Origin of the sequence: Caenimonas koreensis DSM 17982 (assembly GCF_009646335.1) — a bacterium.
In the GTDB taxonomy this organism is placed as follows: Bacteria; Pseudomonadota; Gammaproteobacteria; order Burkholderiales; family Burkholderiaceae_C; genus Ramlibacter; species Ramlibacter koreensis.
The window spans coordinates 187319-198859 of sequence record NZ_WJBU01000004.1; the positions used below are offsets into that span (position 1 = coordinate 187319).

The window sequence follows — 11541 nt, forward strand, 5'->3', positions numbered from 1 at the left end:
GCGCGGCGTTGACGTCCCCTGCGGGCGGCACGACACTCGATGCTCTTTCGAAGGAACCAGCGAATGAACTGCAAGTACCTGATTGCTGCCGCACTGGCAGCGGCGTCCCTCGGCACTTCCCACCTCGCGTATGCCGCCGACACACCCGGCAGCAACCCGAGCGTGAAGGCGCCCAGCGTGAGCGAGCGGCTTGCCGCTGCACGCAAGGCCATCGACGCCAAGGACTGGAGCCTGGCGATGCGCGAATTGAATGCTGCCGAGCGCGACGACGCCCGCAATGCCGATGTGCAGAACCTGCTGGGCTACAGCTATCGCAAGCGCGCCAACCCGGATCTGCCGAAGGCCTTCGATCACTACAAGAAGGCCCTGGCCATCGACCCGCGGCACAAGGGTGCGCACGAGTACATCGGCGAGGCCTACCTGATGGACAAGAAGCCCGCCGAAGCCGAGAAGCATCTCGCGCAGCTCGAGCAGATCTGCGGCAACAAGACGTGTGAGGAATACCAGGACCTGGCGAAGTCGATCGCCGAGTACAAGGCTAAGAATTAGCGTTTGACTGTCTCCCTCCCCCTCTGGGGGAGGGCAGGGGTGGGGGCCAACGGCGGCTCCTTCACCGCTGCCGCATGCACTGGCCCCGACGCCTCAGCGCGGCATGTTCATCGCAGGATGCGCCGTCTCAGGCCTTTGCTCCATGTAGCCCATGCCGTCCTTCACGCCCTTGCGGCCCAGCACTTCCCAGGCGGTGCGCTGGTTCACCAGCTTGGCGAGAAATTCGAGTTCCTCGTCAGTGTGGTTGATCGCCTTGGCCGGCGTGAGGAAGCGGCCGTTCTTCGGTTCCGCCTCGCCCCAGAACGACTGGTGGTAGCTCGACTGCGACACGGTGCGGTCGGGGCCAGCGCCCATGTCCACGGTGCCGTAGCAGTTGCAGAAATAGCTGCGGTAGCTTTGCTGCGGGAACACTTCGGTGTACACGCCCGTGCCGCGAATGCCGGCTGTCAACGTAGGCGTGACGATCTGGCGCAGGTTGCCGCGGCCCCACACGCTGGCCACAGCGCCCGTGAGCATCCGCAGCACGCTCACGGTGCTCAGCGACGAGCCGCGCTCCACCGTCATGCGCGTGTTCTGGCGCACCAGGAACGATGACGTGCCCAGCACGAACACCAGGCCGGAGTTCGGGCCGGTTTCGATCGTGTCGCCGGTCTGGATGCTGCGCTGGGGCACGAGCCGCTCGCCATTGATGAGTGCATCGCCACGCAGGTCAACGATGTTCGAGCGTTGCTGTGCGACGGCAGCGCTGATGCCGCCCATCGCCGTCCAGGCGGCTGCTGCTTGCAGGAAGCTGCGACGCTGGAACCAGAGCACTTCGCTCTCGGTGCGGCCTTGCAGGGTGTGCTGGGTCATGGGGAATCTCCGGAGGTGGGTGGTTCGGGTGTGGGCTCGTCGGGGACAAAGCTATCACGAAAGGTAAAAAACAGTGACGTGGAAAACACGGCGGCAACGAGCAGGGCGAGCGGCATGGCAATGCCCACGCTCAACTGGCCGCTGCCGGTGAGCATGGACACGGTGGAGATAATCGTGCCGAAGGCAATGATCAGCACCAGCCAGGCCAGGTTGAAGACGATCATCGCCTTCCAGTTGCGAACACATGCCACGCTGCTGAAGAACAGGCTCTTGAGCGGCGAGATGCCGTGCCAGTGAACAAGGGCCGGCGCATGCCAGAACATGAGCGACACCGGCACATACATCGCAAAGGCGAGCAGCATTGCGTTCACGTACGCAGGCGAGGGCGGATGCTGCGCGTCGGGCGTGACTGCGTCGGTCGGCAGGTCGACAAGCACACCGACCAGCAGCAGGATGCCGATCCACAGCACGGCGTACATCAGGCCCAGGACCAGCATGGCTTTCACACGTGCACGGCCCGCCCGAAAGGCGCCCAGGAACACCATGGGCGTCGGCACGTTGCCATTCACGGCTTCCTGCGTGGCGGCCATGAAGCCCAGCGTGGCCGCAGGCACCACGGCGGCGCCCAGCAGCGGCCCGAGGATTGGCACGAGCCACAACAGCGAAGCTGCAGCTATATAGAGGAAAAAGAGCGCGGTGAGTGCCAGGGGCTGCCTCATGAACGTGCGTATGCCGAGCTTGACCCATTGAATGCCGGTTCCCGCAGGAACGATGTTGAGTTTCATGAAGGGGTACGCAGGATGGGTCGGACTGGACGCAGGTTTTATTTCAGCCGGCAACCGGTGCTGCTGGCTGCACGTGACAAATTTAACGCAAGCGGCTGCTCAAAGTGTGCGGTACGCCTGCGCAACCCGCTGGCGCAGCACGCGCTCGAAGTGAGTCGGATCATGCGCCTTCAGCATCGAAGCCTCGCGCGGCAGGTGCAGATCCCACAGGCGCGAGATCCAGAAGCGCAACGCGCCGGCCCGCAGCATCACCGGCAGCAGCTGCCGCTCCGCCGCGGCCAGCGGCCGCACGGCGTTGTAGGCGCGCAGGAAGGCCTGGGTGCGTGCGTCGTCTTGCCGGCCGGTGGCAAGGTCGATGCACCAGTCGTTCAGGCACACGGCAATGTCGAAGAGCCACGTGTCCACGCCTGCAAAATAAAAGTCGAAAAAGCCCGTGAGCTCGCCGTCGTCGAACATCACGTTGTCGCGAAAGAGGTCGGCGTGGATCGGGCCGCAGGGCAAGGCGGCATACGCGGAGCTGGCCGCGACGTGGTTTTGCAGCGCCAGCTCGCCCTTCAAAAGTGCCGATTGCTCGGGCGTGGTGTGCTCCAGCACAACCGGCACGGTTTCGTTCCACCAGGCCAGCCCGCGCAAGTTGGGCTGCATGTGCGGGTAGTCGCGGCCTGCGAGGTGCATGCGCGCGAGCATGTCGCCGACGGCGGCGCAGTGCACTGCCGTGGGCGCCAGTTCGCTCTTGCCGCGCAGCTTGCCCACCACAGCGGCGGGCTTGCCGCACACGGTTTGCAGCAGGCGGCCGTCGGGGTTGTCGGCGGTGGCGCTGCCCGGGGTGGCATGCGGCTCGGGCACCGGTATGGCGTGCGCGGCCAGGTGCTTCATCAGGTGCAGGTAGAACGGCAGCTGCTCGAACGACAGCCGCTCGAACAATGTCAGGACGAACTCGCCCGTTGACGTCGTGAGGAAGTAGTTGGTGTTCTCGATGCCGCCCTGGATGCCGCGCAGCTCGCGCACTTCACCGAGCGCGAGTTTTGCTGCGAGGTCGCGTGCGTCGTCCTGCGAAACTTCAGTGAAAACCGCCACGTCAGAACTTCAGCACGTTCCAGACGCTCTTGCCGTTGGCATTGCCGAGGCCGTCGCGGTTGTCGCCGGGGCGCGTGCGCGCGTTGTCGCTGGGGGTGATTTCGTAGCCGGGCATGTTGCCCTTGGGCTGGACGGTGATGCTGCGCGTCTCGCCAGCGTAGCGCACCTCATCGATGATCGTCGAGGCGTCTTCGTTGTGGATGCGCTCGACCTTCTGGTTGCGGCGCGCGTCGGGTGCAGGAGATTCCTGCACGAGGGGCTGGTTCTGCGCCAGCGCAGCAGACGTGGCGACAGCGGCGCAGATCAGGGTGCCGATCCGGGCACAAATCAGGGCATGGTGACGGGGCATCCTGCCATTGTAGGGTCGCAGCGTGCAGGCACAATCGTGCCCCATGAGCCAGCAGACACTAGAGACAAGCGACGAGAGCAAGGAGCCGAAAGTGGTCCTGCTCGTGGACGGATCGAGCTACCTCTACCGCGCGTTCCACGCCATGCCCGACCTGCGTGCCGTACCGGGCGACCCGACGAGCCCTGCCACCGGCGCCATCCGCGGAATGATCAACATGCTGCAGAAGCTGCGCAAGGACGTGCGGGCCGACTACGTCGCCTGCATCTTCGACGCACCGGGCAAGACCTTTCGCGACGACATCTTCCCCGAGTACAAAGCCACCCGTAACCCGATGCCGCCCGATCTGCGCGCGCAGATCGACCCCATCCATGAAGTGGTGCGCCTGCTCGGCTGGAAGGTGCTGGCTGTGCCCGGCGTGGAAGCTGACGACGTGATCGGCACGCTGGCCACCATGGCAACGCAGCAGGGCCACCACACGGTAATCTCCAGCGGCGACAAGGACCTGAGCCAGCTCGTGAATGAACACGTCATGGTCATCGACACCATGAACGACCGCAAGCGCGACGTGGCCGGCGTCGAAGCCGAATTCGGCGTGCCGCCGCACCTGATGGTGGACTACCAGGCGCTGGTGGGCGACGCGGTGGACAACGTGCCGGGCGTGGACAAGGTTGGCCCCAAGACGGCGGTGAAGCTGCTGCAGGAATACGGCTCGCTCGATGAGCTGGTCAGGCGCTCGGCTGAAGTCAAGGGCGCCGTGGGCGAGAACCTGCGAAAGGCAATCGACTGGCTGCCCACGGGTCGCGCACTGCTTACCGTCAAGAAAGACTGCGACCTGCACGAGTACATCCCCGGGCTGCCCTCGCTGGGCGACATCGCGGTGACGGACGGCCAGGACACCGAAGCGCTGAAGGCGTTCTACGAGCGCTATGGCTTCAAGGGCCTGGCCAAGCAGCTCGAAGCGCACGATGTACCGCCCGAGCGCATCGAACAGCAGCGCCCCGCGTCGATGGGCCTGTTCGATGAGCCGGACCTCTCCGGCACATCGCAGGCCACCAACCTGCACTACGACACGATCTTCACGTGGGAGCAGTTCAATGACTGGCTCGCGCGGCTGGAGGCCAGCGAGCTTGCCGCCATCGACACCGAGACGAGCTCGCTCGATGAAATGATTGCCGAGATCGTCGGCGTGTCGTTCAGCGTGAAGCCTGGTGAGGCAGCGTACATTCCGCTCGCCCACAGCTACGGCGATGCGCCAGAGCAATTGCCGCGCGACGAGGTGCTCGCCAGGCTGAAGCCGTGGCTTGAAAACCCACAGAAGAAAAAGCTCGGCCAGCACATCAAGTACGACCGCCATGTGTTCGCCAACCATGGCATTGAAGTGCAGGGCTACGCACACGACACGATGCTGCAAAGCTACGTGCTTGAAGTGCACAAGCCGCACGGCCTCGCGAGCCTGGCAGAGCGGCACCTGGGCCGCTCGGGCATCGACTACGAAACGGTGGCTGGCAAGGGCGCGCACCAGATCCCGTTCTCGCAGGTGTCGGTGGAAAAGGCCGCCGAGTATTCGTGCGAAGACTCCGACCAGACGCTTGATGTGCACCGCGTGTTGTGGCCCCGCGTGCAGGCCGACAGCAAGCTCGCATTCATCTACGACCTGGAGATCAAGAGCAGCGAAGCGCTGTATCGCGTCGAGCGCAACGGCGTGCTGATCGACGCGCCGATGCTCGCCAGGCAAAGCGGTGAGCTGGGCCAGCGCATCCTTGCGCTCGAAAAAGAAGCGCATGAGCTTGCGGGCCAGCCGTTCAACCTGGGGTCGCCCAAACAGATCGGCGAAATTCTCTTCACCAAGCTGGGCTTGCCAGTCGTCAAGAAAACACCGAGCGGCGTGCCCAGCACTGACGAAGAGGTGCTGGAAAAACTCGCTGAAGACTATCCGCTGCCCGCCAAGCTGCTGGAGCATCGCGGCCTGTCGAAATTGAAGGGCACGTACACCGACAAGCTCGCGCAGCTGGCCAATCCGCGCACGGGCCGCGTGCACACGCACTATGCGCAGGCCGTTGCCGTCACGGGGCGCTTGTCGAGCAACGACCCGAACCTGCAGAACATTCCCGTGAAGACGGCAGAAGGCCGGCGTGTGCGCGAGGCTTTTGTTGCAGCGCCGGGCCACCAGATCGCCAGCGCCGACTACTCGCAGATCGAGCTGCGCATCATGGCGCACCTGTCGGAAGATGAGGCGCTGCTGCGCGCCTTTCGCGAAGGCATGGACGTGCACCGCGCCACGGCGGCGGAGGTGTTCAACGTGGCGCCTTCAGAGGTGAGCAGCGAGCAGCGGCGCTATGCGAAGGTGATCAACTTCGGCCTGATCTATGGCATGAGCAGCTTTGGCCTCGCGCGCAACCTGGGCATCGACAACACGGCCGCCAAGAACTACATCCAGCGGTACTTCGAGCGTTATCCGGGCGTGAAGAACTACATGGACGAAACGCGCATGACGGCCAAGAGCCGGGGCTATGTTGAAACCGTGTTCGGCCGTCGCCTGTACCTGCCGGAGATCAATTCGCCGAACGGCCCGCGCCGCGGCAGCGCCGAGCGCCAGGCCATCAATGCGCCGATGCAGGGCACGGCAGCCGACCTGATCAAGCTGTCGATGGTGGCGGTGCAGGACGTGCTCGATGCGCAAAAGCGCGGCACGAAAATGATCATGCAGGTGCACGACGAACTGGTGTTCGAAGTGCCCGACGCTGAAGTTGAATGGGTTCGCACCGAGATTCCCCGGCTGATGGCGAGCGTGGCTGAACTGCGTGCGCCGCTCCTCGCGGAAATCGGCATTGGCGCGAACTGGGAAGTAGCGCATTGAATTCCTCAAGGAGAGACGACATGAGCACCTACGACGCCAGGCGAAGACTCGCCCTGCTGTTTGCCCTGACCGCCGCTTCAGTGGCACTGCCGTCCTGTGGCGGCGGTGGCGGCGATCCGGGCTCGCATCCGTCAGGCCCCCCACCTGCGCCGACACCGGCGCCCGGAGCACCGGCGGTCACGCCGGTCGGGACGTTGCCGCCGGGCTCGCCCGCGGCACCGGCAGCATCGTCGCCCTGAGCCCGGATGACACTCCTCGCCATCCTCATCGCCACTCTCGCCGCAGGTATCGGCAGCGTCTGGCTCGCGGCAGGGCTGATGCGGCTGGGCTTTCTCAATCGTGAAAGCGACGACGCCGCGCCGCGCTACCTGGGCCCCCATCACCTGCTGAGCCTGGCTGCGGGTGCGTTGCTCGCCACGTCGTTCATGCACCTGCTGCCTGAAGCGTTCGAATCCGGCGCTGATGCCAAGACGCTGTTTTCCGCGCTGCTCGTCGGGCTGGTGTTCTTCTTCCTGCTCGACAAGGCAGAGCTGTGGCACCACGGGCACGAGCATCACCACGGTGACCCCGCCCACGAAGATCACGGTCACGGCGATCATGACCACGGCGGTCATGACCACGGCCACCATCACCATGGCGCCGCACCCACAGGTTCAGGCGGCTGGGCCGTGCTCACGGGTGACAGCGTTCACTGTTTTGGCGACGGCATCCTGATTGCGTCGGCGTTCATTGCCGACATGCGCCTGGGCATTGTCGCGGCGCTGTCCGTGCTGGCGCACGAAGTGCCGCACCACATCGGCGATCTGGCCGTGCTGCGGCTGGCGGGCGCCAACCGCAACATGGCGCTGGTGAAGGTGTCGCTCGCAGGCGCGGTGACGGCCATCGGCGGGCTCATCGGCTGGTGGCTGGTTGACCAGCTGCGGGGCTGGCTACCGTACTTCCTCGTGGTGGCGAGCAGCAGTTTCATCTACGTAGCGCTTGCCGACTTGATCCCGCAACTGCAAAAGCGCCTGACGGCGCGCGAGACCGCCGCGCAGGTGTTTTGGCTGCTTCTCGGCATCGGCCTGGTGATGCTGGTCAGCAGCCTGGCTCACACCCACTAGGCGGCGCCGTGAGGGCGCCGCCAGGCCCGGCGTCAGCGGCGGTACGGATTGGAGGGCGCGCGGTCCCACCGGTTGGGAACGCCGTCACCGTCACGGTCGCGGTCATAGCGGTTCGGCACGCCGTCGTGGTCCTGGTCACGGCGGCCGTGCCCCCAGTGACCGGGCCGGTATGCCCAGCGGTCGCCGTTCTGCACCCACGTCACAGGCTCATAAACGTAGCCCGGCCGCTCGCGCAGATAGTGCCCGCCAATCCAGACGTGGCGATGGCCGTTCCACTCGTAGTGGCCCGCCACCCACACCCAGCCGTGGCGGCGCACAGGAACCGCCTCGTAAACCGGGGGCGGCGGTGGTGCCACATACACGGGCGCAGGTGCCGCGACTTGCAGCATGTATGACGTGCCCGCCGCAGCAGGCAGGCTTGCCGTCAAGGCGGCTGACGCAGTCAGCGCAGCGGCAGCTGCGAACCAGGTGCTTCGTTTCATCTTGACCTCCAGTCATGTGTGGATCGAATGGTGTTCACACAACGTCAAGCGCACCCGCTGCGAATACTTCCGCCGTGTGAAGTTTTGGCGCGATTCGTAAGGCGGCGCGCCAGGCAGGCCGCGTCCTACAACCCGACTCGTGCGCACCCTACAGCGCGCCTCATCCGCACCACCAACACTCAGGGGTATCAACGGCTTCGACTCCAAGCCGCCCTCTGGAACCCCATGAACTACGCGAGATATCTGCTGGCTGCTGTTGTGGCGCTTGCGTCGGTGTGCGCGATGGCGCAGGCTGCGCTGCAGCCGGGCGAGTCGGCGCCAATCTCGCCGGATTCCGAGCCGCCGGCCAGGCCGGCGATATCGAGAACGCCCCTGTTCGCGCCAGCGTCCGCGGCGACTTCACGGCGGCTGTCGAGCGACCAGCTGTTCGAGCGCGGATTTCTCAAGGACGCCGCTGCGAGCACCCGATTTGAGTCTGATGCGGCACGCATGGCAAGCGCCAAATCGCAAAGCCCGCAAGTGCGCAGCTTTGCCAGCGCGCTGGTCGACCATCATCTCGCCCTGGCGCCAGTGTTGCAGCACATGTTGCATGCACGTGGCATGGCCGCGCCGATGCTTGCAGATCACCAGCGCAAAGCGCTCAACCGCCTGGCGAAGATCGAAGGCAGGAAGTTCGACCAGGAATTCATGTCGGTGGTCGGGTTGAAGTCGCAACAGGCGAATGTGCAGCTGTTCGAACGGGCGAGTGCCGGTGCCCGCGACCCCGCCTTGAAAGCGTGGATCGACCAGACCCTGCCGACGGTCAGGGCCAGCCTGGCCGGCGCTGAAGACGTGCTTGCGCCCGGTGCGAAGGCCAGGCCCGTGGCTACTGCGGCGGCACGTAACCCGTGACGCGCCAGCGGCCGTCGGTGTCGCGCACGGTGGTGACGACTTCTTCGGCTTCCTTGCCCTCGAACTTGCTCTGGAATACGACGCTCACGTATTCGCCATCGGGCTTGCCCTGCAGCGTTGTCTTGTAGACGGACTCTGTGGGTGTGCGCTCAATGAGCTTGCCCAGAGGCTCGCGCATTTTCGGGATGCCGTCCATCCAGGCGGAGAGCGGCACGGCTGCGCGGAACATGCTGGCGGTTGTCTCCCACGCCGTGCCCCAGTCGCGCCTGTCGAGCAGCACCAGCCAGCCGGCTGCGGCAAGCTTGCCTTCTTCTTCCTTGGCGGCATTGCCCGGGATTTGCGCCGAAGGCGCCGTCGCCCCCGGCCTGGCAGCGGGTGAGGTAGCCGGGGCCGGTGCGCTGGGCGTTGCAGGTGCAGACAAGCCGGTACCGGACTTGGGCTTGAGCTGGGCCGAAGCAGTAGTCGCGCTGAATGCGGCGACGAGCGCGAGGCAAACCAGCAGGGAACGGGGCAATTTCATCGAATCTCCGGAAGGGCGTGTACTTGCGAGCGAGTTTAGGGCCTGTCAGACAAGCCCTCATCGCGTTGGTTCCCTGACAGCACCCGGCGCATCAGCCGCGCATTGACCTGCCCCTGGTCCTCGAAGTTGGTGTTGAAGACGATGTGCAGCTTGTCCACCATCTGCGCGATCTGGCGGATTTCGGGAGTCATCGCGTCGAGTTCGTCGGCGCTGTACCAGTAGTCGAAGCGGCTCGTCGAGGACGCGGCGCCTTTGATGTTCCAGGTTTCACGGTTGCGGCCATGCAGGCGCATGAGTGCGTAGCGCGGATGCGTGGCCTCCCACACGAGCGGCACGCAGTTGGCAAAGCCTTGCGGGCTGTCCACGATGGTGTGCACGACTTGCAGCTCACGCTCGAAGGCAATTGTGCTTTCGAGGTTGGCGCCGTCGAACCAGCTCTTGTTGCGAAACTCGGTGGCCACGGTGTGGCCCGCCATCTTCTCCACGCAATGCTCGACATGCGCGAGCCCTTCGCGATTGCGCAGCAACCACGGCGCGAACTGGAAGTGCACCAGGCCGAGCTTGCCAACGGCACGCAGCGGCGCCAGTGCATCGATGAAACGCCGCCAGAGCTCATCGCGGATCTCTGCTGGTGTGTGCTTGTAGTAGATGACGTTGGGCGGTGAGCCATCGAAGTGCTTGTGCAGCGCCTGCTGCAAATCCTTGTGCAGCGCCAGCGGCGAGGTCTGGTGGCCGGTGAACAGGCGAAAGGCCTTGATGTTGAACGTGAAGTCATCAGGCGTGCGCTCGGCCCACAGCTGCGAGTTCGACGGTGTCGGCACGCCGTAGTAGCTGGAGTCGACTTCCACCAGTGGAAACTGCGAGGCGTAGTACCGCAGGCGCGCCTCGGCTGAAACAGCGCCCTTCGGGTAGAAGCGGCCGCAGTCGATCAGGGATTTGTCTGTCCAGGCGGCAGAACCTATGAGGATGTCGTGCACTTTATTTTCGATCCGGTCTCAACAACCTTGAATCCAGCTGCTTAGCGAACCGGCTAATGCTCGAAGTGGTTCATGATTCGTTCCGACAACCGCTGACCGTTGCGCAAGTGTCCGGCGGTCGCCTTTGCAAGTTGCGCTTAGTGCGTGCTTCGTGACGGCCTGCTTCAAGCCGGCGTTGGCCAGCTCATTGGGTTTGAATTCGGGGCTGTAGCTGGGAAGGTAGAAGACCTCGATGTCGTTAGCGTGCTCGGCCAGGCACGCCCTGACCGGCTTGCTGTGGTGCACCTTCAGGTCTTCCAAGATCAGGGATAGCTTGCGCTTGCCGTGCTTCACCAAACGCGTGAAGAAATCGATCGAGATGTCGGCGTTGAGTTCGTCGTCGAAGATCTTCCAGCGCATCACGCCCCTGTTGGTGACGGTGGAGATCACCAACAGGCCGTGGCGTCTTTCGCTCACCCGCGCTAACGGTGTTTGGCCCACGGGCGGGTAACCTCGGCCGCGAACATAGTCGTTTCAGTATCGGGGAGGATCGGCAGCGCCTGCTTCTAGAAAGGCTTAGGTGTTGCCCCGGCCCGTACAGAGCCTGGGGTCCACGGCTCACAATTGGGCGTAGGAAACTCGACTGGGCATCCCATCTTGAACTCGATCTGTCGAGCTGGAGCACCGGGACCATTTATCTTCACCACTCCGTCCCAAACGCCGTCTCGTAAGGTGCCCATGGCTGTTGAGATAAGTTTTCCGGAGCGATCGAACACACTCAACTCACCGTTACCATTAACGGCAGCGTTCGGAGTGCAGCCAGCTCCGGCCCAAGATCGGTGCCAAGATCGCTCTGCGTAACCTGCATCCGTGAAGGCGTAAATGATGCACCCTTGTTCAAGAGTCACGCCATGCCATGCGTTGGCGCGCTTGGCGATAGTGCCAGCCGCGAAGGAAGTTAATGTGAAAAAGCAAAGCCCTAAGAGGGTAAAATGAACCGCCCCGGGTTTCGAGGAGACCGGTTGATGTAAGTCAGACCTGCATGGTCTGCTGAATTCGGCTCTTGTATTTTCCTTTCTTTAAGCCCCCCGCAGGGGCCGCCGGAGGCCCCCCGGTTGGA

The 11541-nt window shown here is 64.2% G+C and carries 12 protein-coding genes and 1 pseudogene; 5 read left to right on the top strand and 8 right to left on the bottom strand.

Translation table 11 applies throughout. From position 1 onward, the window contains the following. Positions 1-63: 63 nt before the first annotated feature. On the top strand, positions 64-549 hold the full coding sequence (locus tag GHT07_RS05235; RefSeq protein WP_153584008.1) for a tetratricopeptide repeat protein: 486 nt from the start codon (positions 64-66) through the stop codon (positions 547-549). Positions 550-642: 93 nt separating this feature from the next. Here GHT07_RS05235 and GHT07_RS05240 read toward each other — a convergent pair whose 3' ends face one another. The 4 genes from GHT07_RS05240 to GHT07_RS05255 form a co-directional block, all read right to left on the bottom strand. Continuing rightward, positions 643-1401 (bottom strand): iron dicitrate transport regulator FecR, encoded by a 759-nt coding sequence (locus GHT07_RS05240; protein ID WP_153584009.1) that lies wholly within the window; start codon positions 1399-1401, stop codon positions 643-645. Continuing rightward, positions 1398-2186: a BPSS1780 family membrane protein gene (locus GHT07_RS05245; protein ID WP_153584010.1), complete on the bottom strand. Its 789-nt coding sequence runs from the start codon at positions 2184-2186 to the stop codon at positions 1398-1400. Before GHT07_RS05245 ends, GHT07_RS05240 begins: the two co-directional genes overlap by 4 nt. Before the next feature lie 99 nt (positions 2187-2285). Then, positions 2286-3263 carry a homoserine kinase gene (locus tag GHT07_RS05250; RefSeq protein ID WP_323740802.1) on the bottom strand — a complete coding sequence of 326 codons (978 nt, stop codon included), beginning with the start codon at positions 3261-3263 and terminating at the stop codon, positions 2286-2288. 1 nt (position 3264) lies between these two features. After that, positions 3265-3612, bottom strand: a complete 348-nt coding sequence (locus GHT07_RS05255; RefSeq protein WP_153584011.1) for a hypothetical protein — start codon at positions 3610-3612, stop codon at positions 3265-3267. Between the two features lie 43 nt (positions 3613-3655). Between GHT07_RS05255 and polA the strand changes: the two genes are divergently transcribed. Genes polA through GHT07_RS05270 form a run of 3 tightly spaced genes read left to right on the top strand, consistent with a single transcriptional unit; the run spans position 3656 to position 7572 of the window. Further along, positions 3656-6469, top strand: a complete 2814-nt coding sequence (polA, locus tag GHT07_RS05260) for a DNA polymerase I (RefSeq protein WP_153584012.1) — start codon at positions 3656-3658, stop codon at positions 6467-6469. Between the two features lie 20 nt (positions 6470-6489). Beyond that, a complete protein-coding gene (locus GHT07_RS05265) occupies positions 6490-6708 on the top strand; it encodes a hypothetical protein (RefSeq protein WP_153584013.1) in 219 nt (72 codons plus the stop codon). A 6-nt stretch (positions 6709-6714) separates the two neighbouring features. After that, positions 6715-7572: a ZIP family metal transporter gene (locus tag GHT07_RS05270; RefSeq protein WP_153584014.1), complete on the top strand. Its 858-nt coding sequence runs from the start codon at positions 6715-6717 to the stop codon at positions 7570-7572. A 32-nt stretch (positions 7573-7604) separates the two neighbouring features. On the opposite strand, the gene GHT07_RS05275 is transcribed toward GHT07_RS05270, so the two are convergent. Continuing rightward, positions 7605-8054 (bottom strand): thrombospondin type 3 repeat-containing protein, encoded by a 450-nt coding sequence (locus GHT07_RS05275; RefSeq protein ID WP_153584015.1) that lies wholly within the window; start codon positions 8052-8054, stop codon positions 7605-7607. Positions 8055-8279: 225 nt separating this feature from the next. On the opposite strand from GHT07_RS05275, the gene GHT07_RS05280 reads away from it, so the two are divergent. Then, positions 8280-8945 (top strand): DUF4142 domain-containing protein, encoded by a 666-nt coding sequence (locus tag GHT07_RS05280; protein ID WP_194792830.1) that lies wholly within the window; start codon positions 8280-8282, stop codon positions 8943-8945. Here the strand turns inward: GHT07_RS05280 and GHT07_RS05285 are convergent. From GHT07_RS05285 to GHT07_RS05295, 3 genes and pseudogenes are all read right to left on the bottom strand, one after another. After that, positions 8920-9465, bottom strand: coding sequence for a DUF4019 domain-containing protein (locus GHT07_RS05285; protein ID WP_153584017.1), 546 nt, complete (start codon positions 9463-9465; stop codon positions 8920-8922). The genes GHT07_RS05280 and GHT07_RS05285 overlap by 26 nt on opposite strands. Positions 9466-9500: 35 nt before the next feature. Further along, positions 9501-10442 (bottom strand): DUF72 domain-containing protein, encoded by a 942-nt coding sequence (locus tag GHT07_RS05290; protein ID WP_323740803.1) that lies wholly within the window; start codon positions 10440-10442, stop codon positions 9501-9503. Between the two features lie 53 nt (positions 10443-10495). After that, positions 10496-10955 (bottom strand): annotated as a pseudogene (locus tag GHT07_RS05295) (transposase); the annotation flags it as partial. Positions 10956-11541: the final 586 nt, after the last annotated feature.

Excerpts from the sequence above, each read along its gene's own strand:
- GHT07_RS05235 (WP_153584008.1), top strand. The coding sequence starts at position 64 with ATGAACTGCAAGTACCTGATTGCTGCCGCACTGGCAGCGGCGTCCCTC.
- GHT07_RS05240 (WP_153584009.1), bottom strand. The coding sequence starts at position 1,401 with ATGACCCAGCACACCCTGCAAGGCCGCACCGAGAGCGAAGTGCTCTGG.
- GHT07_RS05245 (WP_153584010.1), bottom strand. The coding sequence starts at position 2,186 with ATGAAACTCAACATCGTTCCTGCGGGAACCGGCATTCAATGGGTCAAG.
- GHT07_RS05255 (WP_153584011.1), bottom strand. The coding sequence starts at position 3,612 with ATGCCCCGTCACCATGCCCTGATTTGTGCCCGGATCGGCACCCTGATC.
- polA (WP_153584012.1), top strand. The coding sequence starts at position 3,656 with ATGAGCCAGCAGACACTAGAGACAAGCGACGAGAGCAAGGAGCCGAAA.
- GHT07_RS05265 (WP_153584013.1), top strand. The coding sequence starts at position 6,490 with ATGAGCACCTACGACGCCAGGCGAAGACTCGCCCTGCTGTTTGCCCTG.
- GHT07_RS05270 (WP_153584014.1), top strand. The coding sequence starts at position 6,715 with ATGACACTCCTCGCCATCCTCATCGCCACTCTCGCCGCAGGTATCGGC.
- GHT07_RS05275 (WP_153584015.1), bottom strand. The coding sequence starts at position 8,054 with ATGAAACGAAGCACCTGGTTCGCAGCTGCCGCTGCGCTGACTGCGTCA.
- GHT07_RS05280 (WP_194792830.1), top strand. The coding sequence starts at position 8,280 with ATGAACTACGCGAGATATCTGCTGGCTGCTGTTGTGGCGCTTGCGTCG.
- GHT07_RS05285 (WP_153584017.1), bottom strand. The coding sequence starts at position 9,465 with ATGAAATTGCCCCGTTCCCTGCTGGTTTGCCTCGCGCTCGTCGCCGCA.